The sequence below is a fragment of the Paucibacter sp. TC2R-5 genome (genome assembly GCF_025717605.1).
Lineage (GTDB): Bacteria > Pseudomonadota > Gammaproteobacteria > Burkholderiales > Burkholderiaceae_C > Paucibacter_A > Paucibacter_A albus.
Map to the genome: position 1 here is coordinate 597,515 of NZ_JAJIRQ010000002.1, position 25,064 is coordinate 622,578.

At 62.6% G+C, this 25,064-nt stretch carries 25 protein-coding genes and 1 tRNA gene; 16 read left to right on the plus strand and 10 right to left on the minus strand.

All coding sequences use genetic code 11. The features are described from left to right. Positions 1–84 precede the first annotated feature (84 nt). Positions 85–714, plus strand: a complete 630-nt coding sequence (locus LNV08_RS06410; RefSeq protein ID WP_263532839.1) for a DUF7010 family protein — start codon at positions 85–87, stop codon at positions 712–714. A 113-nt stretch (positions 715–827) separates the two neighbouring features. On the opposite strand, the gene LNV08_RS06415 is transcribed toward LNV08_RS06410, so the two are convergent. Then, a complete protein-coding gene (locus tag LNV08_RS06415) occupies positions 828–1,340 on the minus strand; it encodes an FxDxF family PEP-CTERM protein (protein WP_263532840.1) in 513 nt (170 codons plus the stop codon). Between the two features lie 279 nt (positions 1,341–1,619). On the opposite strand from LNV08_RS06415, the gene LNV08_RS06420 reads away from it, so the two are divergent. Continuing rightward, a complete protein-coding gene (locus LNV08_RS06420; protein ID WP_263532967.1) occupies positions 1,620–2,606 on the plus strand; it encodes a 2-dehydropantoate 2-reductase in 987 nt (328 codons plus the stop codon). Between the two features lie 171 nt (positions 2,607–2,777). Here the strand turns inward: LNV08_RS06420 and LNV08_RS06425 are convergent, their stop codons facing one another. The 3 genes from LNV08_RS06425 to LNV08_RS06435 form a co-directional block, all read right to left on the minus strand. Then, positions 2,778–3,002: a DUF1161 domain-containing protein gene (locus LNV08_RS06425; protein ID WP_263532841.1), complete on the minus strand. Its 225-nt coding sequence runs from the start codon at positions 3,000–3,002 to the stop codon at positions 2,778–2,780. A gap of 121 nt (positions 3,003–3,123) precedes the next feature. Then, positions 3,124–4,086, minus strand: a complete 963-nt coding sequence (locus LNV08_RS06430; RefSeq protein ID WP_263532842.1) for an alpha/beta hydrolase family esterase — start codon at positions 4,084–4,086, stop codon at positions 3,124–3,126. Further along, a complete protein-coding gene (locus LNV08_RS06435; protein ID WP_263532843.1) occupies positions 4,086–5,858 on the minus strand; it encodes an ABC transporter ATP-binding protein in 1,773 nt (590 codons plus the stop codon). The genes LNV08_RS06430 and LNV08_RS06435 overlap by 1 nt, the downstream gene beginning before the upstream one ends. Positions 5,859–5,957: 99 nt before the next feature. Between LNV08_RS06435 and LNV08_RS06440 the strand changes: the two genes are divergently transcribed. Together LNV08_RS06440 and LNV08_RS06445 are read left to right on the plus strand one after the other, a co-directional pair. Continuing rightward, positions 5,958–6,578: a glutathione S-transferase gene (locus tag LNV08_RS06440; RefSeq protein ID WP_263532844.1), complete on the plus strand. Its 621-nt coding sequence runs from the start codon at positions 5,958–5,960 to the stop codon at positions 6,576–6,578. Between the two features lie 102 nt (positions 6,579–6,680). Continuing rightward, positions 6,681–7,964, plus strand: coding sequence for a glycerophosphodiester phosphodiesterase family protein (locus LNV08_RS06445; protein WP_263532845.1), 1,284 nt, complete (start codon positions 6,681–6,683; stop codon positions 7,962–7,964). Positions 7,965–7,987: 23 nt separating this feature from the next. Here the strand turns inward: LNV08_RS06445 and LNV08_RS06450 are convergent, their stop codons facing one another. Next, a complete protein-coding gene (locus LNV08_RS06450; RefSeq protein ID WP_263532846.1) occupies positions 7,988–8,854 on the minus strand; it encodes a c-type cytochrome in 867 nt (288 codons plus the stop codon). 157 nt (positions 8,855–9,011) lie between these two features. On the opposite strand from LNV08_RS06450, the gene LNV08_RS06455 reads away from it, so the two are divergent. From LNV08_RS06455 to LNV08_RS06465, 3 genes are all read left to right on the plus strand, one after another. Beyond that, entirely contained in the window at positions 9,012–10,286 is a 1,275-nt protein-coding gene (locus LNV08_RS06455) for a glutamate-5-semialdehyde dehydrogenase (RefSeq protein WP_414858692.1), read from the plus strand. Between the two features lie 13 nt (positions 10,287–10,299). Next, positions 10,300–10,674, plus strand: coding sequence for a DUF2845 domain-containing protein (locus LNV08_RS06460; protein ID WP_263532847.1), 375 nt, complete (start codon positions 10,300–10,302; stop codon positions 10,672–10,674). A gap of 120 nt (positions 10,675–10,794) precedes the next feature. After that, positions 10,795–11,001 (plus strand): hypothetical protein, encoded by a 207-nt coding sequence (locus LNV08_RS06465; protein WP_263532848.1) that lies wholly within the window; start codon positions 10,795–10,797, stop codon positions 10,999–11,001. Positions 11,002–11,057: 56 nt separating this feature from the next. Here the strand turns inward: LNV08_RS06465 and LNV08_RS06470 are convergent, their stop codons facing one another. Together LNV08_RS06470 and LNV08_RS06475 are read right to left on the minus strand one after the other, a co-directional pair. Beyond that, on the minus strand, positions 11,058–11,360 hold the full coding sequence (locus LNV08_RS06470; RefSeq protein ID WP_263532849.1) for a hypothetical protein: 303 nt from the start codon (positions 11,358–11,360) through the stop codon (positions 11,058–11,060). Positions 11,361–11,600: 240 nt separating this feature from the next. Next, complete coding sequence (locus LNV08_RS06475) at positions 11,601–13,175, minus strand: dipeptidase (RefSeq protein WP_263532850.1); 1,575 nt, start codon at positions 13,173–13,175, stop codon at positions 11,601–11,603. 286 nt (positions 13,176–13,461) lie between these two features. Here LNV08_RS06475 and LNV08_RS06480 point away from each other — a divergent pair, with 286 nt between their 5' ends. Next, complete coding sequence (locus LNV08_RS06480; RefSeq protein ID WP_263532851.1) at positions 13,462–14,199, plus strand: hypothetical protein; 738 nt, start codon at positions 13,462–13,464, stop codon at positions 14,197–14,199. A 71-nt stretch (positions 14,200–14,270) separates the two neighbouring features. Here LNV08_RS06480 and LNV08_RS06485 read toward each other — a convergent pair whose 3' ends face one another. Further along, positions 14,271–15,848, minus strand: a complete 1,578-nt coding sequence (locus LNV08_RS06485) for a DUF4139 domain-containing protein (RefSeq protein ID WP_263532852.1) — start codon at positions 15,846–15,848, stop codon at positions 14,271–14,273. Between the two features lie 75 nt (positions 15,849–15,923). Between LNV08_RS06485 and queC the strand changes: the two genes are divergently transcribed. The 3 genes from queC (at position 15,924) to LNV08_RS06500 (ending at position 18,447) form a co-directional block, all read left to right on the plus strand. Further along, positions 15,924–16,649 carry a 7-cyano-7-deazaguanine synthase QueC gene (gene queC, locus LNV08_RS06490; RefSeq protein WP_263532853.1) on the plus strand — a complete coding sequence of 242 codons (726 nt, stop codon included), beginning with the start codon at positions 15,924–15,926 and terminating at the stop codon, positions 16,647–16,649. Continuing rightward, positions 16,646–17,191: a LemA family protein gene (locus LNV08_RS06495; RefSeq protein WP_263532854.1), complete on the plus strand. Its 546-nt coding sequence runs from the start codon at positions 16,646–16,648 to the stop codon at positions 17,189–17,191. Before queC ends, LNV08_RS06495 begins: the two co-directional genes overlap by 4 nt. A 95-nt stretch (positions 17,192–17,286) precedes the next feature. After that, complete coding sequence (locus LNV08_RS06500) at positions 17,287–18,447, plus strand: ABC transporter substrate-binding protein (protein ID WP_414858693.1); 1,161 nt, start codon at positions 17,287–17,289, stop codon at positions 18,445–18,447. Between the two features lie 17 nt (positions 18,448–18,464). On the opposite strand, the gene LNV08_RS06505 is transcribed toward LNV08_RS06500, so the two are convergent. Then, complete coding sequence (locus LNV08_RS06505) at positions 18,465–18,887, minus strand: BLUF domain-containing protein (RefSeq protein WP_263532855.1); 423 nt, start codon at positions 18,885–18,887, stop codon at positions 18,465–18,467. Positions 18,888–18,928: 41 nt separating this feature from the next. Next, on the minus strand, positions 18,929–19,570 hold the full coding sequence (folE, locus tag LNV08_RS06510; protein WP_263532970.1) for a GTP cyclohydrolase I: 642 nt from the start codon (positions 19,568–19,570) through the stop codon (positions 18,929–18,931). A gap of 184 nt (positions 19,571–19,754) precedes the next feature. On the opposite strand from folE, the gene rsmB reads away from it, so the two are divergent. The 5 genes from rsmB to LNV08_RS06535 all read left to right on the plus strand — a co-directional run bounded on the left by rsmB (position 19,755) and on the right by LNV08_RS06535 (position 25,028). Further along, a complete protein-coding gene (gene rsmB, locus LNV08_RS06515) occupies positions 19,755–21,122 on the plus strand; it encodes a 16S rRNA (cytosine(967)-C(5))-methyltransferase RsmB (protein WP_263532856.1) in 1,368 nt (455 codons plus the stop codon). 64 nt (positions 21,123–21,186) lie between these two features. Next, positions 21,187–21,843 carry a DUF4390 domain-containing protein gene (locus tag LNV08_RS06520; RefSeq protein WP_263532857.1) on the plus strand — a complete coding sequence of 219 codons (657 nt, stop codon included), beginning with the start codon at positions 21,187–21,189 and terminating at the stop codon, positions 21,841–21,843. A 46-nt stretch (positions 21,844–21,889) separates the two neighbouring features. Further along, positions 21,890–24,181, plus strand: a complete 2,292-nt coding sequence (locus LNV08_RS06525) for a sensor histidine kinase (RefSeq protein ID WP_263532858.1) — start codon at positions 21,890–21,892, stop codon at positions 24,179–24,181. Positions 24,182–24,192: 11 nt separating this feature from the next. Continuing rightward, complete coding sequence (locus LNV08_RS06530) at positions 24,193–24,885, plus strand: response regulator (RefSeq protein ID WP_263532859.1); 693 nt, start codon at positions 24,193–24,195, stop codon at positions 24,883–24,885. Positions 24,886–24,952: 67 nt separating this feature from the next. Next, positions 24,953–25,028 (plus strand) — tRNA-Phe (locus LNV08_RS06535). Positions 25,029–25,064 lie beyond the last annotated feature (36 nt).

A 25,064-nucleotide genomic window follows, 5' to 3' on the forward strand; every position in this document is an offset into this window, starting at 1 on the left:
TGTTGATTCGTCGCCAAGACCGGGCTTGAGCGGGATGGCGGCGGCAAGATTCGCTCCATTGCAAGCCACCAATGGAGCCTACTCATGAACCAGCCCTCCCTTGCCCACAGTGCCCCGCGCTCACTTGAGCAGCAGCGCGATGAATTCACCCGCCGGCGCTTCCTCGCTATGCCGCTGGCCGGCACCTTGGCCTGGGCCTTGATTGGTTTGGTTGGCTGGCTGGGCACGCCCTTTCAGGCGGTGATGACGCTGTACTTCGGCACCGGGTCCATCTTCTATCTGGGGGTATTTTTATCCCGTTTCACTGGCGAAAACCTGCTGTCCAGGAACAAGGCCAAGAACGAATTTGACCGGCTGTTTTTGAGCGCCATGTTGATGAGTCTGGCGGTGTTCGCCATCGCGCTGCCCTGGGCCAGCCAAGACCATCAATCGCTGCCCTTGACCGTAGGCATCTTGGCCGGTCTGATGTGGCTGCCCTTCAGCTGGATCATCCAGCATTGGATAGGAGCCTTCCACGCGATTGCACGCACGCTGCTGCTCGTGGCGGCTTGGTACGCTTTCCCCGCGCAGCGCTTTGTGCTGATACCCGCTCTCATCGTCGGCCTGTACATCATCACCATCGTGGTGCTGGAGCGGCGTTGGAGGCGGCTCAATGGTATCGGGGCTGTTGTGCAGCACCCCTCGCCGCAGGGTAAGCCTTCGGTGCAGCATTGAGAGAGCGATCGCAGTGGGGCGCTTGAGTACCGGGCGCTCTGAAAGCAAAAAAGGGCGGTCAATCTGACCACCCTCTTCTCGCTTCAGGCGCCAATTGCGCGCCTATTTGTCCTTCAGCCTTGGCGCTGACGGCGGGTCATGAAGCCCACGCCACACAGACCTGCCAGCAGCAGAGCGTAGGTCTGTGGTTCTGGGACGGGAGCAGTTGCAGCTACCAAAGAACCAGAGAAATTAGCTACTTGATAGTTATACGTTTTCTTGGCAACAGTTGTCCATCCGGAGTCAACTACACCCTCGACCGTCAAAGTCAATGGAGCTGCCCCTGTGTATTCAATCACTGTGCCACCACGCAATTTCCCGTCGAGACCTGCAGTCAAATCAAAGTTGTGTCCATCGACCGCCACGCTGGTAAACACTAACTTTGAACCGCTGATGTCGCCGTTGACCACATAGGAACCTGCGCTCAAACCTGAGAAAGTCACGGTTTGGGAAAAGATGCCGTCTATGCCAAACTTTGTACTGGAAAAGGTAGCAAGGCCGTCCACGTCAAACACGGAAGTTGAGGCAAAGGCGCCGACAGTAGAAAGGGCCAAGGCAGCAGCGATAGCGGTAGTTCTGAAGTTCATGGTGATCCCTAATTTCAATTGAGTGGTTGAAGAGTCAAACCACCGAATTCACTTCTCGATGGCATGGGTTGAACTTTAGGTGGGGGCGTACCAGTTGCGTACCCCTTGGCCCGGGGGGTGGGAGACTTGCCGTGTGAACTGGGTCACGCAAAAGGCTCCTGTTGCAGGCGCATCACCAACGATTGATGTGCCTGCAACGGACATAGCGCGGCGTTTTTTGGCTAAGGCGATATGCGAGACTCGTCAGGCGCAGTCCGCGCCTATGGAAGTTCAGAAATGATGAAAATTTGCATCGTCGGCGCAGGCGCCATCGGCGGCTGGTTTGCCGCCCACCTTGGGCACAAACTCGGTCAGGAAGTGCAGCTCAGCGCGCTGGCCCGTGGCGCCACGCTGGCCGCCTTGCGCCAGCATGGCTTGCGCATGGATTCGGCCGGCGGCGAGCGCATCGCGGTGCCGATTTTCGCCAGCGACAAGCCCGCAGACCTGGGTCAGCCCGATCTGATCGTCATCGCCGTCAAAGGCCCGGCGCTGGCTGCCGTGGCGCCTGCGGTCAAAGCCATGCTGGGCCCGCAGACGAAGGTCTTGGTGGCCATGAACGGCGTGCCTTGGTGGTTCTTCAATGGCCTGGAAGGCCCTTGCCTTGGGTTGCAACTGCAGTCGGTCGACCCGGGCGGCGTGATCGCGGCGGCGATTCCGGCCGAGCGCGTGATCGGCAGCGTCGTCCATGCGAGTTGCTCAAGCCCAGAGCCCGGCCTTGTCAAACATGTGATGGGCATGGGCCTGATCCTCGGTGACCCGGCCGGTGGCCGCCCCGCGCATATCACCGAGCTGGTCGAGCTGCTGAGCCGCGCCGGCTTCAACGCGACGGTTTCCGAGCGCATCCAAAAAGACATTTGGTACAAGCTCTGGGGCAATATGACCATGAACCCGATCTCTGCGCTGACGGGCGCCACCTGTGACCGGATTCTGGATGACGAGCTGGTGCGCGGCTTCGTCACCGCCGTGATGCTTGAAGCCAGCGCCATCGGTGAGCGCATTGGCTGCGCGGTTGGCCAGACGCCGCAAGAGCGCCATGCAGTAACGCGCAAACTCGGCGCATTCAAAACCTCGATGCTGCAGGACGTCGAGGCCGGCCGGCCGTTAGAGTTGGATGCGCTGGTCGCTTCGGTGCGCGAGATCGGCCAGCACATTGGCTTGGCCACGCCCTATACCGATGCGATGCTTGGCCTGACGCGCTTGATGGCGCAGACGCGGGGGCTGGTGTGACCTATCCCCTTGATTCTTGGCTAAATAGCGGCTCTGCCCTCACCAAAAAGCCGCCGATTGATTCTGCTCGTGGCAACGCCCCAAAATGGCGAGCACGCGACCCGGAGCCTTGAACCAGGATGAAGGGGATAAAAGGTTTGGGTCAGGATTGACTGAGAACCAAACCCACGCCTACTTACGTTCGTAAGTGATTTTGTTGCTGCCACCATCGCAGCTGCCTACGACCTTCGCCTCTCCAACCTTGTCATTGGCAACGATCTCAAGCGTGTACGCCTTCACGCCTTTGGCGTCGAGCTTGGCGGCAATCTCGGACTTGAGTTCCTCGCAGGGCTTGGCCGCTTGGGCAGCGCCGATACCGAACAGCAGGGACAGAGCCAGGGCGTAAGACTTATTCATGCACATCTCCAAGACAAGGTCGAAACGTTGCGTTCGAGTGCCGTCCTTGAAGTGCGGCCACCCTACAGTTTTGGCATTATGTTCCCGTCATGCAGACATCGCGCACGGGTATGCCCTGGGTTCAATTGGGCCCCGGACCGACAAATGCCGCCCGTTTGTCCTTGAAGAACTCCCACCCTAGCTCGGCCGTCTCGAAATCGGCATTCTGCGCGCCGGTCAGCCAGTTGATCCAGCGCGGGTACCGCCTCGTTGGGCTGGGTTCGGCGTGCCCGCCTCGGTCAATCCGGATCAGGCTAACTTGCAATTGTTGCGGATCTTTACCCCAAATCCAGCGAGTTGCACGCGTCTTGTCCTTGGCTTGGCGATGCGGGAACTCATGTGACACTGCATCGCCCGTGAGCCCGGCCAGCTGACGCCACACCAAGGCCGAGGCTTCGATGCCCAGCATGGCGCCGGCCTGACGCCGGTTTTTCAAAAAATTGCCTCCGCCATAACGCACCAGCGGATCGGTGCTGCTGGCGATCAACAGGGCGGAGATCGGCGTTTGCGGCGGCGCACATTGGCTGTTCAGCGGCATCGAGGCCAGCACGGCCGAAAACGCCGCCAGCTTGGGCGCCAACTCCGTTGCCACGCGAAACGCCATCATGCCGCCCTTGGACACGCCCATTACATAGACCCGCGCCGCGTCGACGCCATGGGCTGCAATCAGCTCGTCAATTAGGGCGCCGATGAAGCCACAGTCGTCGGTCTTGGCGTTGACGCGCGCGTCGGCAAAGGCGTCGTTCCAACTGTGTCCGCTGCCCTCGGGCGCCGCCACCAGGCATTGCTCACGCTCGGCAATCTCCAGCCAATGCGCCAGCGGCGAGGGTGGGAAGCTTTGGCCCAGCAACTGCGCGGCCGAGGCGCCGAAGCCGTGCAAGAGGATCACCAAGGGACGCGGGCCAGTCGGGCCTTGGCTGGGTCGGGCGAGCAGGAATTTGCGCGGGCCTTCGGGGCGCTGCAACTGGTGTTTGCTGATCGCGGCCACCGGACCATGGACGACGCTGCTGCCCAGAAAGAACCTGCGTAGTGATGCGAATGACATCAAATCATCTCACCCGTCTGCAGCCGCCACAGTGCCGCATAGGCCCCACCCTGCGCAACTAACTCGTCATGCGTGCCACTCTCGACGATCTGTCCATGCTCCAAGAGGTGGATGCAATGAGCTTGGCGCACCGTCGACAAGCGATGCGCGATCACCAGCGTCGTGCGACCTTGGCTGACGATGTTCAGCGAACGTTGAATGGCCGCCTCGGTTTCGTTGTCGACCGCGCTGGTTGCTTCGTCCAGGATCAAGAGCGGCGGGTTCTTCAAGATAGCGCGGGCCAGCGCCAAGCGCTGACGCTGGCCGCCGCTGAGCTTTTGCCCGCGCTCGCCAACGCGGGTGGCAAAGCCCAAGGGCAGGCGCTCAATGAACTCCAGGCTCTCTGACAGGCGCGCTGCCTCATGGATCTGTGCATCGCTGGCCTGGGCCATGCCGTAGGCGATGTTCTCGGCGATCGTGCCATCGGTCAAAAAGCTGTCCTGCGCGACATAGCCGATCGCGCGCCGCAGATCCTGCAGGTTCAACTCGCCAATTGGCCGACCGTCGAACAGAATGCGGCCCTGCTGCGGCTCGTAAAAACGCAAGAGCAGCTTGACCAAGGTGGACTTGCCCGAACCGGTGCTGCCGACGAAGGCAACCGTCTGACCCGCCGGAATGCCGAGATTCAGGGTTTGCAGCGTCGGCTGCTCTGCATAGGCAAAGCTGACGTTCTCGAAGCTCAAGCCACCACGCGCCTGTTCGACCGGGAAATGTTCGCCTTCGTAAGCAATCTTGATCGGTGTGGCCAGCAGGTCGAGCGCGCGTTGGGCGGCTGCCATCGAGCGCTGGTACATATCGGCCACCTCGGCCAGGCGCGTCATTGGCCAGAGCAGGCGCTGGGTCAGGAAGACCAGCACTGAGTAGGCGCCAACGGCCAAATCGCCATGAATGGTGAGCCAGCCGCCGTAAAGCAAGGTGGCGGTGAAGCCGGCCAGAATGCCCATGCGTATGACCGGCGTGATCGCCGAGCTGAGCCGGATCGCGCTGGCATTGGCGACGCGGTAGGCATCGCTGGCCTGGCCGATATGTGCGGCTTCCAGCGTCTCGGTCGCGAAGGCCTTGATGGTGGCCAGGCCGAGCAGGTTGTTGTTCAAGCGCGCCGACACATCGCCGGCCGCTTCGCGCACCACCGCGTAACGCGGCGCCAGGCGCTTCTGGAACCAGAAAGTACCGAACAGAATCAGCGGCACCGGCAGCAGCGCCACCACTGCCAGGCCCGGCTGCAAGGCAAAGAACACCGCGCTGACCATGACGGAGGAACACACCACCTGGATGATCTGGTTGGCGCCGCCGTTCAGGAAGCGCTCCAGCTGATTGATGTCGTCGTTCAAGACCGACATCAGCGCGCCGGTGCGCTGATTTTCGAAGTAACTCAGCTCAAGCTTTTGCACATGGCTATAGGTGTCCAGGCGCAGCTCATGCTGGATGTTCTGCGCCAAGCCGCGCCATTTCAGCTCCAGCAAATATTCGAAACCCGACTCGCCTATCCACACCGCGATGTTCAAACCTCCCAGGAACAGCAGCTGCTGCCAGGTGTCGGTGATGCCGAAGTTGACGAGGATGTTCTTGGCCAAAAAGCTCTGCTCGCCGCGCACCACCACGTCCACCGCCGCGCCAATCAGCACCTCGGGCAGGATGTCGAAGAATTTGTTGAGGATGGAGTACAGCGTGGCCAGGCGGATATCGCGCCGGTGGCCTTGGGCGTAAGCCAGCAGTTTTTTGAAGGGGTGCATTTGTGGGGGTCAGAAGGACATTGCGACACAGCGTAACTGAGTTTTCCCGCTTGACTTACCATCTGCTGCCTCGCCTTCATTGCAACTCAGGACAGCACCATGAGCCAACTCAAACTCACCTATTTCGACTTCCACGGCGGCCGCGCCGAGCCCGCACGGCTGGCCTTTCATATCGGCGGCGTGCCATTTGAGGATTACCGCTTCAGCTTCCCGGAGTTCGAGGAGGTGCGCAAGACCACACCGCTGAGCCAGGTGCCCACCTTGCATGTGGACGGCGTGCAGGTCACGCAGTGCGACGCGATCATCCGTTATGCGGGCAAGCTGGCGAATCTGTATCCGAGCGACCCTTTCCAGGCGCTGCTCTGCGATGAGGTGATGTGCGTGGTCGAAGAGGCCTCGGTCAAGCTGGGCCCCAGCTTTCGCATGACGGGTGAAGAGCAAAAGCAAGCACGGCTCGCTTTGGTCAACGGCTCGATGCCGGTCTATCTGCGCTGGCTGGAAAAGCAGCTCTTGGCTCACGGCGGTGAGTACTTTGCCGACCATCGATTGACGGTGGCGGATCTCAAGGTGTTTATCGATGTGCGAGGCCTGAACTCGGGTCGCCTCGACCATGTGCCCCGCGATCTGGTCGAGCAGGTCGCACCGGCCCTTAACGCGCATATGCAGCGGATTGCGGCCACGCCGGCAGTCGCGGCGTATTACGCCAAGTTCGGCATGTAAGAGCCTCCAGGCGCCCGCATCCGAACGGATGTTGGCGCTTAATTGGCGTGTCATGTGGCTGGGCGATGCTGATGCGACCCTTTCCTCCAAACAGGACTCCACATGAATATGCACGCTATCTCCGTCGCGCTATGCGCCTTGGCTGCCACCGCTGCCGCCACATCCGCTCAGGCTCTTCCTGCAATTGACCCCAGCCCGCTGCCGGCCAAGGTCTGGAACACACTCAGCGGTGCTGCTCCCCTCGTCATCGGCCATCGCGGCGCCTCTGGCTATCGCCCCGAGCACACGCTGGAAGGCTATGCCCTGGCTATTGCCCAAGGCGCCAACTACATCGAGCCCGATCTGGTGATGACCAAAGACGGCGAGTTGATCGCCCGCCACGAGCCCCTCTTGGCCCGCGTCGAACTGAATGCAAATGGCACCATCAAGATGGTGAACGGCGCACCGGTGCTGAACCGTACCGACAGCAGCACCAACGTCTGGCAACTGGCCAAGTATGCGGACCGCCTGACTGTCAAGAATGTTGACGGCGTGAAAACGGCCGGCTGGTTCGCCGAAGATTTCACCGCCGCCGAGATCCGCAACGACATCCGCGCCCAAGAGCGCCTGCGCGATCTGCGCCTGGGCAATAACGCCTATAACAACCAGTTCGTGATCCCGACGCTGCAAGAGGTGATCAATCTGGCCAAGGCCAAGACCTTGGAAACCGGCCGCGTCATCGGCATCTACCCCGAGACAAAGCACCCGAGCTATTTCAAGAACTTCACCGACGCCAACGGCCTGCAGCGCATGGAGGACAAGTTGATCGCCACGCTGCACGCCAACTACGGCAATGACCACAACGCGCCGGTGTTCATCCAGTCCTTCGAGGTGCACAACCTCGAGTACATCAACAGCAAGACCGACATCAAGATCATTCAGTTGCTCAACGGCAGCGGCAACCCTTTTGATGATGGTCGCAGCTATGCCGAGTTGGCCTCGGCGGCCGGTTTGGACAGCATCAAGACCTATGCCGATGGCGTAGGCTCCAACACCAATTTGATGATTCCGCTGGTGGGCGGCAAGTTGGGCTCGCCGACGCAGCTGATCGCCAACGCGCATCAGCGCGGCCTGGCCGTGCATGGCTGGACCTTCCGCGCGGAGAACGTGTTCTTGCCGAATGAGTTCGACAGCAGTGCCGACCCGGCCGCCTATGGCGATCTGACCGGCCAGATCAAGGCCTTTGTCGATCTGGGCATGGACGGCTTCTTCACCGATCAACCCCTGTTAGGCGTCGCTGCCGTGGCCACGCTGTCGGCCGTGCCGGAGCCGCAGACCTATGCGCTGATGTTGGGCGGCTTGGTGGGGGTGTTGAGTTTGGCGCGGCGGCAAAAACGCGCCAATTGACTCAGCGAAAAGTGTCGGCCTGATCAGGGCATCGGGGTGAGGCTGCGCAGATAGGCGATCATGGCCGCCATATCCTCGTCCTTGATCGACCGATAGAAGCCGTAGGCCATCGGCGGCTTGTAGGGTTTGCCTTGGCGGTCCACACCCTCGCGGACGGCCTTGGCGATTTGGGCGTCGCTCCAGTCTTTCAGTCCGTTGGCGTGAGAAGTTAGATTGCGGGCGACACTCTCGCCCCAAGGTCCTTTGAAGGTCTGGCCGCCCGCGCCCAGCTTGTCCATTTCCAGGCGACCCTGCTGACTGCGAGGCGTGTGGCACTCCATGCAATGCCCCATCCGCACCAAGTACTCGCCGGTCTTCAGTTTGTCATTGCTGGAGGGCGCGGCCACGGAGACCAGCGCAGGCCCATAGTTCGGAGGCAGGGGAATAGCGTAAGTCGATTTGGCGACCGCGTTGCGGATCGGTGGCTGCTCTCTCATGTAAGCAATCAGCGCGGCCAGATCCCGGTCTGAAATATGCCGGTACATCTCGATCGGCATCGGCGGGCCGATGATGCTTTTGTCGGGGCGCACACCCTCGCGGATGGCCTTGGCCAATTGCGCGTCGGTCCATTTGCCGATGCCGGTTTCCGGGTCGGGGGTGATGTTGGGCGCCATCGCCTTGAACACCTGCTCATCAAACACCATGCCGCCCGACAAACCCTTCTCGAACAAGGGCTGGCCCTGCTCGCCTCGGGCCATATGGCAGTTGCCGCAGGCGACAACACCATTCATCAGGTATTTGCCTCGCTCCAGTAGCGCGGCGTCGCGCGCCTGCGCCGCTGGGGCGCCCAGCCCGAGCCCAAGGCCCAGCAGCAAAATCGCCCGGAACAGGCTAGTTGACCTTCTTTGCATAGAGCACTCCTGTCGCAGCCCGAGCGGGCGAGGATTGAAGAATGAATTCGCCGGCGGCGATTATTGCGGCGGCTTTGCCGTCTGTCGAGCGTCGCCGTTTCGGGCCAGGGCTGCGCCATCGGTGAAAATGCCAAACATGAACACACCCCGCACCGATCTGAATGCCCTGACCCGCTATATGGACGGCGTCGGCAGCGCCGCCCGCAGCGCCGCCGCCTTGATGGCCGCTGCCCCCACCGCCGCCAAGAACCAGGCGCTGCTGTCGCTGGCTCGCCGCTTGCGCGCTAGCGGCCCGGCGCTGAAGGCCGCCAACGCCAAGGATCTGGCCGCCGCAAAAGCCGCCGGCCTCAAAGGCCCGCTGCTGGACCGGCTGAAGCTCACGCCGGCGGCAATCGCCACGGTCGCCGAGGGCTGCGAACAGATCGCCGCGATGCCCGATCCGGTCGGCGAAATCAGCGGCTTGAAGCGCCGGCCTAGCGGTATCAGCGTCGGTCAGATGCGCGTGCCGCTGGGCGTGTTCGGCATGATTTACGAGAGCCGGCCCAACGTCACCATCGAGGCCGCCTCGCTGGCCATCAAGAGCGGCAACGCCTGCATTCTGCGTGGCGGCTCGGAGGCCTTGCACTCGAACCTCGCCTTGGCCGAGTTGGTGTCCGCCGCCTTGAAAGAGGCCGGCCTGCCCCCCTCCGGCGTGCAGCTGATCAACACCACCGACCGCGCGGCGGTTGGCCTCCTGATCACGGCGCCTCAGCATGTCGATGTGATCATTCCGCGCGGCGGCAAAAGCCTGATCGAGCGCATCAGCGCCGAAGCCAAGGTGCCGGTCATCAAGCACTTGGACGGCAACTGCCACACTTACGTCGACGCCGAGGTCGACTTCGGCCTGGCGCTGACGGTGGTGATCAATGCCAAGACGCAGAAGTACAGCCCCTGCAATGCGACCGAGTCGCTGCTGGTGCATGCCGAAAGCGCGCCGGACTTTCTGCCCCATATCGGCGCCGTCTTGGCCGAAAAGGGCGTGGAGCTGCGCGGCTGTGCGCGCACCTTGGCCTTGCTGGGCCCTCTGCCGGGCGCCAAGGTGACCGCCGCGACCGAGGCCGATTGGAGCGAGGAATATCTGGCGCCCATCATCAGCATCAAGGTCGTCGACAGCCTAAACGAGGCGATTGCGCATATCAACCACTATGGCTCGCACCACACCGATGCGATCCTGACGACCAACCACGCCCACGCGATGCGCTTTTTGCGTGAGGTCGATTCGGCCAGCGTGATGGTCAACACCAGCACCCGCTTTGCCGATGGATTCGAGTACGGCCTGGGTGCAGAAATCGGCATTTCGACCGACAAGCTGCATGCGCGCGGCCCCGTCGGTTTGGAGGGTTTGACCTCGCTGAAATGGGTGGTGCTGGGTCAGGGCGAGGTGCGGGTTTGAGGGTATTGAATCGATGAAGATCAAACCCGTCCTGCTTGCCGCCAGTTTGGCATTGAGCCTGTTCGCGCACGCGCCCTCGGCCTGGGCCTTTCGCTGCAACTCCTACGTCATCGACCCCGGCCTGCACAAGGCCGAGGTGTTGAAGAAATGCGGGCCGCCCAGCACGCGGGACGCGCGCCTGGAGCGGCGCATCATCCGGGTACGCGAATACCAGCGAGCGACAACCAGGCAGGCGGGCGCGATCGGCAACTCGGTGGAAGTCGAGCGCGAGATCCAGGTCAGCATCGAAGAATGGGTCTACAACTTCGGCCCTCAGCAATTCATGCAATTGCTGATCTTTGAGGACGGCCGCCTGAAGTCCGTGCAGGATCTTGATTACGGCAATTGATTTGGTCTGCGCCGGCAGCATCCTTGCTGCTGGGCGCGAGCGGTGCCACCGAGGCCACCGAGCTTGGCCATTCCGCACCCCATTGCTGGCGAAAGCATTGTCAAGTGCATAACTTAGACCTTGGCTGCCGCTGCGCTGGCCTCGGCCGCTTCGGCGCGGCCGCCGCAGATGCCTAAGAATCACCCACTTGATGCCGTACAGCGCTATCTGGAGCTGCTTGTGCAAGGGGGCAACGATGCCTCCGTGCACAGGGCTCGCCTCGGCGTGGAGCGGGCCTATGGGCGGACCTCAGCCAAGCTTCCGGCGCGGCTGGGCGGTGCTTTCTAAGCGATCGAGGCCTGCTCGGCGCCGGGCAAGCTCAGGCCTTGAACGCGGAACATCTACTAGGCGACAAGCCAGGCCAGCGAACACATAAGCATGATGCCGCACAGGAGCTGGAACATCTGTATCAGCAGCGCGGCGCCTTGCTGTTCCTGCTGGTCTGCAAGGCTCTCCGCTCTTGCGTTCTCGCAATAGATGTTCGAACTCAGCGTGCAATTGCAGCGCCGACCTTGATCGCAATTGCCCGAGCAGACAGTTTGTCCGGCCGCCAGTATGGGCAATGTCCAGGCGGGGGTTTCACCGCTTTGTGGATGCGGCGTGCCATCTGCAGGGCTGACCATCGGTGCGTAAATCAAGCTGTTCATGGCGGGGCTCCAAAGGCTTCAGTAAACGCGGTGCCGGAGAGGAATCGATGCGATCTATCTACCCAAGCACCGAGACGTGACGGCACTTGAAATATAGGGTTGAAGCAGGGTTCGCGTGACCCCGCGAACCCGGGGGATCAAGTGGTCAAATCAGCGCCGTCCGTGATTGGCATCACGGTTTTTCAGGCCCTGAAGGAGCGTCGCTTTTCTAGACCTAATGTGGCTTGCCGCCGGCCGGCTTCAGCCCTGCCGTTTGTGCGTTAGCTGTGTGATCAACAGGTCGCGCAGCGCGGTGTAGAAGACCGGCACGCTGGCCATGCTGGCCTGGGCGAAGGCGGTAGCCAAGGCGCGCCGCTGTGTTTCGCTGGGTTCATTCTGCAAGCGCAAGTCCAGCGCCTGCCAGCCTGCCATCAGCTCAGCCTCGAAGCCGGCGCGCCGCTCCAGCAGAAACGGCAGCGCTTTTTGGTAGGCCAGCTGCATCAGGTTGTCAACGAAGTCTATGCACCAGCGCGCCGACGTCGCGCTGAACTGCTCGGGGTCGTAATCGCTGAAGCAGGGATGTAACGCGTCTATGCCCACATGCATGGGGATCCAGCTGCTGACATGGGGGTTGTCGAGCGCCAGCCAATAGACGCCGGCGATGTCAGCGGGCAGGCCCCGGCGCAGCTGGCAAATCATGCTGAGGTGACCGAAATGCCGGGCCACCGGGCGGCGATGCGTCAGGCGCAGCAGCCGGCGAAGATCTGGGTTAGGAAAGGGTGTGGCCAGCGCGCTTTTGGACACATGCCCGCTCGCGTCGGCGACCTGCCATTGCGGCTGCTCGGTGATGTCGTAGATCGTGCCTTCAAAGGTCGAGCGGTGAAACGCCATCACATCGTCCAGGCCGAGCTTGCGTTCGGGTGCGACCGAGAAGGGGTAGATGTCCAGCGGTTCCACGACCTGGTGGTAGGCATCGAGCGTCGCATAACGGTCAGTGTCCAGCCGGCGCGCCGGCCAGGGTCGCAGCGTCGGCGCCACATCGGCATAAAACAACCACAGCCTGGACGTCGCCCATTCATGCGGCAGCGGGATATAGGCCTGCTGCCAATCAAAAGGTCGGCCGGCTTCGGGTCGGTACCAGCCGCGCTCGATCGCATAACTCTGCACATGAGCGCAGGCCAAGAATCGCTCGCTGTCGGCCAGATCCAGCTCGCGCAAGATGCTCCAGTTGGCGACCACCAACGCATGGTCAGCGTCCATGCGGCGGGCCGCCCAGATAGCGCCTGGTGCGCCGCTGCCGGCGCGCCAGCCCTGGCCGACGCCGACGATCTCCAGCACCCAGATCTCGTCCGGGTCGGCGATGCAGAGCAACTCGCTGCCGTCGCCGCAACTGCTCAGAAAACCATGGCACTCCATCAGCTCGCCGACAGCCAAGACCGCCTCGCGAGCGCGTCGGCAGCGCTGCAGGGCGAACACCATCGCCTGCTCTACCGTCATGATCTGCTCGCCTTCGCCGCGCGCGCATTTCAGCTCGGGGCGCTGCGAGGTGGTGCTTTCGGCGATGGCGAGCTGATGCTCGTTGAGGTGCGAATAGGCCGAGTGGAAGTAGGCGTAGGTGTGCGGTACTTGGGCGATCTCGCCTATCACTTCGCCGAAATAGTCGAGCTCGGGCTTGACGATGTTTTGCAGGCCCCAATGCACCGGCGCCATCGCGCCGGGCGGGTGATCCTGGGCGGCCACTTTGCGCACGCGCGAGTCCTGGCCGCTGTCGGAATGGCTGAGCAGGGTCGAGCCATCAACGCTGGCGCGCGGCCCAATGGCGATCACGGTGCACATCTGAGAGTCCTTGTTTTTCTAACTGTTTTGCTGGATCAAACAACGCTCACTGGCAGCAAACCGCAGGCGCCGCCAAGAAGTTTTGGGCGACGGGCCATCAGTGGCTTGTCCCCCCAAGTGAGGATAGCCCAAGCACCAGGGGCTTCATAGAATGGCGCCGGCTCAAAGCCTTCGCAGGCTTCCGGTGAGGCTTCCAAGCCCCGGCGATGCGCAAAGCGCTCAGCAAGAAGCGAAGCTCTGCCAATCATCATCCAACACATATTCATCGATAGTTCGAGGGAAACTCATGTCCGAACAACTGAAATCGAGCGCGCGGCTCGTCGCTGCGGCCTCCTTGGCCGCAATCGTTTTGGCCCTGCAAGCCTGCGGTGGCGGTGGCAGTGACGCCCCGCCGGAGCCGGTCAAGCCGACGACCTACGACCTGCAAGCGGCGATGACACAGTACTACACCAAAGCAAATACCTGGAGCCTCAGCGGCACCGTGTCGGGTGGAGGCCTGCCGGCCGGCACGCCGGTGTCGATGGTGCTGACGACCTCGCCAATGACCGGCATGGGCACACACCCTGTGTCGGGCAGGCTGTCCAGTCACATGAGCCAAAGCATGACGCTGAACTTTCTCGGCACATCGCACAGCTCGACCTATGAGTCTTTCTTTGACGCGGGCACGGTTCAGTCCGAGGGGCAGGCGTCTTTGGCCGATGACAGCTGCGAAGCGTCGGTGACCAAGGGTAGCCTGTCCAAGACGGCCAAGGTCGGCGACACCGGCTCCAACGGCAGCGGCATTGAATACCTCAGCTGCAAGGCCGGTAGCGGCGCCGAGGCCAATTACGTGGATACCTGGGCGGTCAAGCAAGATGGTGCGCGGGTGCTACTTTGCCTGGAACGCAGTGCCAAGGTCGTGGCCACCGGCTTCACACGCACTGGCAGCCAATGCCATCAGTTGAACGCCGACAGCAGCCTTGGCAGTTATGTGAGCTTCAGCGAAAAACTTGAAGATACCAGCTTCGAGTTGAAAACGCCCTGAAACGCGGCAGACCTTGATGTGCTCAAGCCTCCCCGGATGTGAAGCGTCCGGGGAACAAGTCAGGCTTGGCTTCAGCGCATCCCGCTGATCCGTGCATCCTTGGGGTAAGTGATCAGATAGTCCGCCGTGATGCGCAGCGTCTTGCCGGCTTCCAGCGGCAGCTCCCAGGCCACCACGCCGGGCTGCTTCTTCCAGGCCTCAAGGCTGGGTTTGGGATTGAAGACGGTTTGCACGCGGATGTCTTCATGCCGCCCGACCGGCGAGGCCTCCAGCACTTGCAACTGCACCGGCTTTTTGTGCAGGTTTTCCAGCACAAAGGCGCGGCCGATTTTCTGCTCGGCGCGTGCGCCGATGAAGCCGGCGTTGGCGCCGCCGCGCTGCTCGGGTTCGACCTTCACCCGCAGCATCTCGTCGCGGCCAAAGAACAGCTCCAGCCGCTCCTCGCTGGCCAGATTCAAATGGCTGTTGCCGACGAAATCGCCATCTCGAAACAGTTGCAGCGCGCCGCTTGGCCAGGAGCCGGCCGGCCGAGCCAGCTCGGCCATCAAAAAGGCTTGCGCCTCTTGCTGCGGCTGCACGCGCCGCAATACGCGTGCATCCAGCAGCTCGCTGCCCAGCGTGTAGCCCACGCGTTGGCCATCGCTGGCCACATTGACTAGACCGGGCACGCCAAACTCGGCGGCGAACTCGCCCTGGAAGACGCTGACGTCAAAACGTGGCTCAGGGGCGGCGGCCTTGAATTCGGGTGGGGGCATGAATGCGGGAGGCGGGGCGGCTGCGGGCGCCGCACGCGCATATTGCATTTCTTGTTGCACCTGAATTGGGGGCAGGATGTCCAGCGTCCAAGGATAGGGCGGCGCGATGCCGGTGTTTTGGCGCGGCTGCACGGTCGACAGACGCAGCTTCACGCCGCTCCAGTCCTCGCCACTGTTTTGTGCCACTTGGGCCTGGCGCTCCAGGCGCAGTTGTGCCTTGGCCGTGTCGAGATAGGCGCGGTAGACCGGCGTCCAGCCTGCTTGGCTGAGACGGTAGCTCAGCCGCAGTTCGCCTGACTGCGCGGCAGCCAGGCGGATCTGCAAACTGCGCACCTGCGGGTTGGCCTTGATCAAGCGATCGCGCTCGGCCAGCAGCGGGCTCAGGTCTTGTTCGATCATCTGCTTTTTGCGCAAGAGCTGGTGCTGGCGCTGCATCGCCTCCAGGCCGCTACGGCGCAAGGACTCGGCGGTGCTGCCGATGGTGGCTTGATTGCTCGCGCCGGTGCCCGTGCCGAAGTTTTTCAGAAAGCCAAGCACCAGCTCTTGCGCATCGATCTCGGCCTTCAGGCCGGCCTGCTTGTCTTCCAACTCGCGGATGCTGGCGTCGAGCGGGCTGGCCGCGCATTCGGGCGCTTGCTCGCGCGCCACGGTCTGCACGCTGACATCACCGATTTGTATGCCTGTATCGCCTTGCAGCTGCAGCGAATCGAGGTCGAAGCGGGCCGGCAGGCAGCTGAGTTTGAGCGTTTGGGCGCCGGCCGCGACTTTGGCGACCCGCTCCACTGTGGCGCCACCCGGGTAGACCAGGACCTGACTGATCTTGCTGCTCTGGGCGGCAGCGAGGCCGGCTTGTGTGAACAACAGAGGCAGCAGAACGAGAAAGCGTGTTGCCATGCGCGGGCTCCATGAGTTGCAGGCGCGAACATAGCATGGCAGCGGCTTGGTCGGGCGCTCTGGCACACTGGCGGCATGAGCGAAACACCACAAGCCAACTCCGCCCGCAAAGCCCTGGTGCTGTTTTCCGGCGGCCAGGACTCGACCGCCTGCCTGGCCTGGGCGCTGGAACGTTACGCCGAGGTCGAAACCATAGGTTTTGATTACGGCCAACGCCACCGCGTCGAGCTGGATTGCCGGCAAACCGTGCGCGCCGAGCTGATCGCGCGCTTCCCGGCTTGGGCGCCCAAGTTGGGCGAAGATCATCTGTTGGATCTCGCCCTGCTTGGCCAGATATCGAGCACTGCGCTGACCGAGCACCGCGCCATCGAGATGCTAGCGAATGGTCTGCCCAATACCTTTGTGCCGGGGCGTAACCTGTTATTTTTGACGTTCGCTGCCACTTTGGCCTACCGGCGCGGGGCCTCGGTGCTGGTGGGCGGCATGTGCGAGACCGATTTTTCGGGCTACCCGGATTGCCGCGACAACACGCTCAAGGCGCTGCAAGTGGCGCTGAGCTTGGGGCTGGATGCGCCGATGACGGTGGAAACCCCGCTGATGTTCATCACCAAGGCGCAGACCTGGGCGCTGACCGAAAGCCTGGGCGGCGCGGCCTTGAACGAGCTGATCATCGAGCATACCCACACCTGCTATCTGGGTGAGCGCACGCAGCGCCACGCCTGGGGCTATGGCTGCGGCAGCTGCCCGGCCTGTGAGTTGCGCGCGCGGGGGTTTCAGGAGTTCAGCGAGACGGCGTCATGAGCAACTTGAATTGGGCGCTGTGGACGGTGGCGGCGTTGCTGCTGTTCTGGGGCATTGGCGCATACAACCGCTTGATGCGGCTGCGCAATGCCATTGCCGCCGCGTTTGTGCAGCTCGATGAGCATCTGACGACGCGAGCGCAGCTGTGCAGCAAGCTGCTGGTCTTGTTGCAGCCCTTGCTTAGCAATGAGCGCGCTACCTTTGAAGCCTTGGAGCAGGCGCAGGCCGAAGTGAGCGCAGCGGCGCAGGCCGCGCGGCCCAGGCCCTATATGGCCGAACCGGTCGGCATGCTGGGGGTGGCGAGCGCCGTGCACGCGGCAGCCTTGACCCGGCTGATGTCGATGTTGGAGCACCATGCGGAGCTGCGCGAGCATGCCGATTTGTATGCCTTGGTCGATGAACTGAAAATGGTGGAGCGCCAGCGCTCCTTTGCGCGCCAGCTCTTCAATCAAGCGGTGGGTCAGTTCAATGAAGCGATCACCCAGTTCCCGACGCGCATCCTGGCCAGCATGTATGGCTTTCGTGAAGCTCGCTCGCTGTGAAGTGACTACCCCTGATCGGGCCTGGCGTGAGAAAAATTCACGCTCTTGAAGGCTGAGCCGGCGCCGGTCTGCGCGCTTGGCTGCGTTTGACGACGATGCTAGAGGACTGCTGGATATACAGGAGACCGATCTTGCTTCGTCGACATGTCTTGGGCGCGATGGCTGCGCTGTCTCTGCCTGCCGGGGCGCGTGCACAGGCCGGCGGGCGCAAGCGCATCGTGCTGGGCCAGTCCGCGCCTTTGACCGGGCCTGCAGCGCAATTGGGCCTGCAGATGCGGGCCGGCGCCAAGCTCTACTTCGACGCGGTCAATGCCAGCGGTGGCGTGGCCGGCAGCCTGATCGAGCTGCAAACGCTGGATGACGGCTACGAGCCCCAGCGCTGCGAGGCCAACACGGCCAAATTCATCGAAGACGATGTACTGGCCCTGTTCGGCTATGTCGGCACGCCGACTTCGCTGGCGGCGCTGCCGCTGATCAACCAGCATCACATTCCACTGTTCGGCCCCTTTACCGGCGCCGAGGCGCTGCGTGCGCCCGTGAGCCGCTGGGTCTTTCATCTGCGTGCGTCCTATTACGACGAGACCGCGCTCATCGTCAATCAGATGACCAATCTGGGGTTGAAGAAGATCTCGGTCTTTTACCAAAATGACGCCTATGGCAAGGCCGGTTTGGCCGGCGTCAACCGCGCCCTGACGAGCCAGTCACTCGCAACCGTTGCCACCGCCACGGTCGAGCGCAATACGGTCGACGTGGCACGCGCGGTGAGTGAGTTAGTGCCGGGCCGCCCCGAGGCCATCGTGATGGTCAGCGCCTACAAGAGCTGTGCGGCCTTTATCCGCGAAGCGCGCAAGGCCGGCTATGGCGGCGTGTTTTACAACGTTTCATTTGTGGGCACCCAGGCGCTGTCCGATGAGCTGGGCAAGGAAGCGCTGGGCGTGGTGGTCAGCCAAGTGATGCCCTATCCCTTTGGCGTCGCCCATGGTGTGGTGGCCGACTACCAAGCAGCGGTGCAAAAAGCGGGCGGCGAGCTGCGCCCGAATTACACCGGCATGGAGGGATTTTTGGCCGCCAAGGTTTTCACCGAAGGGCTGCGCCGCGCCAAGAGCTTGACGCGTGAAGGTTTGATCGCAGGACTGGAAAGCCTGAGCAACTACAACGCCGGCGGCTTCACAGTCAATTTCGGGCCGGGCCGGCGTGTCGCGTCGAGCTTTGTCGAGCTGTCAATGCTGACCGGCGACGGCCGCGTTAGGCGCTGACCGAGCTCAGGCCGGATTCAAGAGCATTCGATCGCGCCCGAGCTCACCAACTCGCGGAACAGCGACAGCATCGCGCGCCCGCTCATGCTGTAAGGGTTGAGCTGGCTGGTGGCGCTGTACTTCAGCACCAGCCCCGGGTTGAGGCGGTGCAGATTGACCTGCCCCATGGTCCAACCGGCGAATTCGCGCTCGGCGATTTCGGTGTAGCTGAGCAGGATCACATCCTTGTGGCGCGGGTCGCTGGCGATGCGCTGGTAGCGCGCGTTGACGGCGTCGCGGCCGCCTTCGAGCAACTGCATAAAGACGCCGTCGCTATGACAGAGCAGGCCGGTGATGCCTTCGCCGGCATTGTGCTCGCGCGACTGCTTGAGGATGGCGACGAGGTCTTGGCCGCTCATCGCATGGGCGGCGCGGCTGGCGTACAGAAGGTGAACAAGCATGGGGTTTCCTTGAGAGGGCCGAGCGATGGTCGAGTGGATGTCTAACGAATCAAGGACAGGAATTCGCGGCGCAGATTGGGATCCTTCATAAAGGATCCGCGCATCACGCTATTGGTCATCTTGGACTCGCTGTCCTTGACGCCGCGCCAATGCATGCAGAAATGGTCGGCCTCCATCACGATGGCCAGGCCGTCGGGCTGCACGCGCTCTTGCAGCTCGTTGGCCAGCATGGTGACGGCTTCTTCCTGAATCTGCGGGCGGCTCATGATCCAGTCACAAATCCGCGCGTACTTGGACAGTCCAATCAGATTGGAATGCTCGTTAGGCAGCAGGCCGATCCAGACCTTGCCCATGATGGGGCAAAGATGGTGCGAGCAGGCGCTGCGCACGGTGATGGGGCCGACGATCATCAGCTCATTGAGCCGCGTCACATTCGGGAACTCGGTCACCGCCGGCATCGGCTGGTAACGGCCTTTGAAGATCTCCTGCATGAACATCTTGGCCACGCGTTTGGCGGTGTCTTGCGTGTTGTGGTCGCTGTCGGTATCTATCACCAGCGCGCGCAAAACGCCTTGCATCTGCGCCTGCACCTCGGCCTGCAACTGCTCCAGCTCGCCGGCTTCGATGTAGTCCGAGATATTGTCATTCGCATGGTGGCGGCAGCCGGCGCTGACCAAACGCATGCGCACCCGCTCAGACGCGGGCAGGGCCGCCAGTTGCTGGGCGTCTAGGCTTATTTTTTTGGATGAATCGCCGCTCATAAAACTTCTCGCTTAGGCTGAAGCGCCTGATTGTGGCCGCAATCCAAAACCCGCGCAGGGTCGGGTCTTGCCTGCCGTCCGTGCAGGGCTGACCTACACTGAAGGCGTGACTGAGAAACCCAATCCGCAACTTTCCCCGCCGCTGCAGCGCTTGCTGCTGCAGGTGGCCGATGCCCTGCAGGCCGTGCGCTCTGGGCGCTCGCTGACCGATGTTCTGGCCCGATGCCCCGCCGAGCTGCGGCCGGCCACCCAGGCGCTGAGCTTTTATGTGCTGCGTTTGCTCGGCAGTGCCGAAGCCGCGCGTGCGCTGCTGGCGCCCAAAGCCCCGCCGCCCAAGGTCGACGCCTTGCTGGTCAGTGCCTTGGCGCTGCTGTGGCCTTGCGCGCCGGGCGCGGCCCCGCTCTATAACGATCACACGGTGGTTGACCAAGCGGTCAGTGCGGTGCGCAAGCGCGCGCCGGCCAGTGCCGGCTTCGTCAATGCGGTGCTGCGGCGCTTTTTGCGCGAGCGCAGCGCCATCGTGCTGGCCGCGCAGGCCGCTGAGCCGGCTGCCTATAACCACCCGCAATGGTGGATTGATCGCGTGCGCGCCGACTGGCCGCAGCAATGGCAGGCGATTCTGCAGGCCAATAACCAGCATCCGCCGATGACCTTGCGCGTCAATGCGCGGCGCGGCAGTACCGAAAGCTATCTGGCTCGCTTGGCCGCTGCCGGCATCAAGGCGGCGCCGGTCGGGCCGCTGGCGCCCCAGGCCTTGCTCTTGGAGCGGGCGCTGCCGGTGACGGCCTTGCCGGGTTTTGCGGATGGCGATGTGTCGGTGCAGGACGCAGCGGCGCAGCTGGCGGCGCCTTTGACAGTGGGCGCGCTTGCATCGCTGCCGGCGCTCGCCCCAGGCGCGCGCGTGCTGGACGCCTGCTCGGCGCCCGGCGGCAAGACCGCGCATTTGCTGGAGCTGGCCGATTTGGATCTGCTGGCCTTGGACAGCGATGCCGGGCGCCTGACCCGTGTGCAAGACAATTTGCAACGCCTGCGGCTGAAGGCTCAAACAAAGCCAGCCGATGCCCGTCAAAGCCATGGCGACGGGGCTTGGTGGGACGGCCAGCTCTTCGATGCGATCTTGCTGGACGCGCCCTGCAGCGCCTCCGGCATCGTGCGCCGCCATCCGGATGTGCGCTGGCTGCGCCGGCCGACGGATATAGCTAATCTGGCCGCCATCCAGGCCGAATTGCTGGACGCCTTGTGGCCGACGCTCAAGCCCGGCGGGCGACTGGTCTATGCGACCTGCTCAATCTTCAAAGCCGAGGGCGAGCACCAAGTCGATGCATTTTTGCAACGCGAAAGTGATGCAAAACACATCGATGTGGCCGGCATGAGCGGGCATCTGCTCCCGCTCACTCACAATGGCGAGGCAGCGGGTGGTCTGCCATCGGTTTTGGATGGTTTCTATTACGCGCTGCTGATCAAGAAGCTCTGAACTCATGACGCGGCGCAAGCAGGCTTTTGCCTGAGGCGCTTCGCAGCAAAAGTACCTACCGACCTTGACCTCGCCAGCCGTCACCGCCGCAACACCTGCCTTTTTGAGCCACGTCAGCCGGGACACCCACCCGCTGGCGCGCCGCATCTGGCGTTGGCTGGCAGCGGCAGGGCTGGTGTTGCTGTTGGCTCTATTGGCCCGGCCCGCTTTGGCACAAGGGGTGGAGCTCGTTCAACTGAGCACCCAGCGAACCGAAGAAGGCCTGGAGCTGAGCTTCAGCACCCGCTTCGAGCTGACCCGCGCGGCCGAAGACGCCTTGATGAAGGGTGTGCCGATCTATTTTGTGGCTGAGGCCGAGATTTTGCGTAACCGTTGGTATTGGCGGGATGCCCGGACGGCGCGCGCCAGCCGAACTTGGCGTTTGGCCTGGCAGCCGCTGACGCGGCAATTCAAGGTCAGCACCGGCGGGCTCAGTCAAAGTTATGCCAGCTTGCCCGAGGCCTTGGCATCGCTGCGCGGTGCGGCCGGCTGGCGCATCGCCGAAAACCGCGATTTGGAAGACGGCGGGCGCTATTACCTGGAGTTCAGCTACCGGCTCGATACCAGTCAGTTGCCCAAGCCCATGCAGATCGGTTTGGGGTCGCCCCAAGGCTGGGGTTTGAATATCGAGCGCACGCAGAACTTGGCGGCCGACTTCAGCAGCAGCCTCGTCGTGCCATGATTTTTGCGGTCGGGGTCAGGGCTGAGCAAGCCAAGCGGGCGGCGCCTTGAGCAGACGAGCACGATTAACCTGGGTCATCTCGACGGTGATCGTGACGGGTGTCTGCGGGGTCTTGGCCTTTTTGCTGCTGATTGGCGTCAGTTCACAACGCGGATTTTTCGAGCGCCACTACGTCTGGCTGTTCTGGCTCAATGCGGCCGTGGCCAGCTTGCTGGTGTTGGTCATCGGCGTGGCCGCAGTACGCCTGGTGCTGCGCGTGCGTTCGGGAAAATTCGGCAGCCGCCTGCTGCTCAAACTGGCCGGCATCTTCGCCTTGGTCGGCGTGGTGCCGGGCGTGATGATTTACGGCGTGTCCTACCAGTTCGTCAACCGCAGCATCGAAAGCTGGTTCGATGTGCGCTTGGCCGGCGCGCTGGAGGCCGGCTTGAACCTGGGCCGCGCCACCTTGGACGGGCTGGTCAGCGACCTCTCGGACAAGACCCTGAGCGCGGCTGGGCGCTTGTCGGAATCGGGCGGCATGCCGCAGCCCTTGGCGCTGGAGCGCCTGCGCGTGCAACTCGGCGCCCGCAGCGTAGACCTGGTCAACGGGCATGGGCAAATTTTGATGTCGTCCGGTGGCGACACCAGCTCGCTGACGGCGGAGCGGCCCTCGGAAGGCATGCTGCGCCTGGCCCGCGTGGCCAAGGTGGCGAGCCAGCTCGAAGGTCTGGAAGACGAGACCTTGGCAATGCAAGGCCAGGCGCGTATTCGGGCGCTGGCGCTGATGCCCAACGCCGACTATCGCCTCAGCAGCAGCAGCTCCGGAGAGCGCTTTTTGATGGTGGTCCAGCGCGTGCCGGCCTCGGTGGTCGCCAATGCCCTGGCGGTGCAGGCGGCCAGCGGCGAGTATCAGCAGCGGGCGCTGGAGCGCGACGGCTTGCGGCGCATGTATATCGGCACGCTGACGCTGGTGCTGATTCTGGCGGTGTTCGCGGCGCTGCTGCTGGCGGTCACCTTGGGGAATCAGTTAGCGCGGCCGCTGCTGCTGCTGGCCGATGGCGTGCGGCAGGTGGCGCAAGGTGACTTGAGCCGCAAGCCCATGCTGGCCTCGCGCGATGAGCTCGGCGGCCTCACGCGCTCGTTCGCGGACATGACGGCGCAGCTCTCCGATGCTCGCGCCATGGTGGGCCGCAGCGTGGCCGAACTGGAGAGTGCGCGCACACATTTGCAGACCATTCTGGATAATTTGACTGCCGGCGTGATCGTCTTTGATGCCCAGGCACGCATCGAAACCGTCAACCCCGGCGCGGTGCGCATCTTGCGTCTGCCCCCAGAAGATCTGCGCGGCCGCAAGCTTGACGAGTTGCCGCAGCTGCAGCCTTTTGCCGCAGAAATCATGCAGCGCTTCGAGCAGGACCGGCCGCTGCGCCCGAGCGTTGCGGAAGCCTCGCTTGGCTTGGGGACCGAACATTGGCAGGATGCTTTTGAGCTGCAGCTCGAAGCGGGTCAGGACGTGCTAACGCTGTTGGTACGCGGAGCGAAGTTGCCGCAAGACGCGCGGCTGATGGTGTTCGATGACATCACCGAGGTGGTCTCTGCTCAGCGTTCCGCCGCCTGGAGCGAGGTGGCCCGGCGCTTGGCGCATGAGATCAAGAATCCGCTCACGCCGATCCAGCTCTCGGCCGAACGCCTGCAACACAAGCTCGAAGCCAAGCTCGAGGGCGCTGATCAGGCGATGCTGGTCAGGTCGGTGGCCACCATCGTCAACCAAGTGCAGTCGATGAAGCAGTTGGTCAACGAGTTCCGCGACTACGCCCGCCTGCCCTCGGCACAGCTCAAGGTGCTGGACCTCAATGCACTGGTCAGCGAGGTACTGACCTTGTATGCCGAGGCCCAGGAAAGCGGTCTTTTGCGCGCCGAATTGGCCCCGGACGCCTGCGCCATCAAGGGCGACGCGACGCAGTTGCGCCAAGTCATTCACAACCTGGTGCAGAACGCGCTGGACGCGGTCCAGGAGCGCCCGGACGGGCAGGTGCTGGTGCGCACGGTGCAAGTTTTCACAGAAAGTGGCGAAGTGCGTGTGTTGCGCCTAAACATCACCGACAATGGGCCTGGATTCGCCGAGAAAGTGCTCAAGAGGGCTTTCGAGCCTTACGTCACCACCAAGACCAAAGGCACGGGCTTGGGTCTGGCGGTGGTCAAGAAAATCGCCGATGAACATGGCGCGCGTATCCGGCTGAGCAATGTTCATGTGGCCGGCGATGATGCCTTGGCCGTAGTGGGTGCGCAAGTTTCGTTATCATTTTCAAAGTTTTCAACTGCAGCGGTCGATGCTGGCCCTGCGGACAAGCCGGCGTGAACTAGGACTCCATGGCAACAATTCTTGTAGTTGACGACGAATTGGGCATCCGTGCCCTGTTGTCAGAAATCCTCAGCGATGAGGGGCACACCATTGAAATGGCTGAGAACGCCGCGCAGGCTCGCGCCGTGCGTGAGCGCATGCGGCCCGACTTGGTGTTGCTAGACATCTGGATGCCCGATGTAGACGGCATCACCTTGTTGAAGGAATGGGGCGGCGCTGGGCTGCTGACCATGCCCGTCATCATGATGAGCGGCCACGGCACCATCGATACGGCGGTTGAGGCGACCAAGTTCGGCGCCATTGCCTTCCTTGAAAAGCCCATCACTTTGCAAAAGCTGTTGCGTGCGGTTGAGCAGTCACTGGTCAAGGTAGCACCACGTCCGGCGCCGCCGGTCGGTGTGTCAACCTATATGCGCAGCGAAATGCCGCCCCAGTACACCGCGCCCAGCCTGGGTCTGATGCCGCAAATGGCGCAGCCGGCGCTGGGCCTGGCCTCGGAGCAAAGCTTCGAGCTTGATCGCCCATTGCGCGAGGCGCGTGACGCCTTCGAGAAGAGCTATTTCGAATTCCACCTCTCGAAAGAGAACGGCTCGATGACCCGCGTGGCCGAAAAGACGGGCTTGGAGCGCACCCATCTGTATCGAAAACTCAAGCAATTGGGTGTCGATCTGAGTCGAAATAAGCGCGGCGGCGGAATTTGATGCTATAGTCGCGGTCTTCGCTGATTTGAAGCAGGCAGCTGCGACGAAGAAGTGATGAAAAGAATAAGGCCTGGTAGCTCAGTCGGTAGAGCAGCGGATTGAAAATCCGCGTGTCGGTGGTTCGATTCCGCCCCAGGCCACCAAATAAGCGTCCGCTGAGGTTCGCGGAAGTAAAAAAG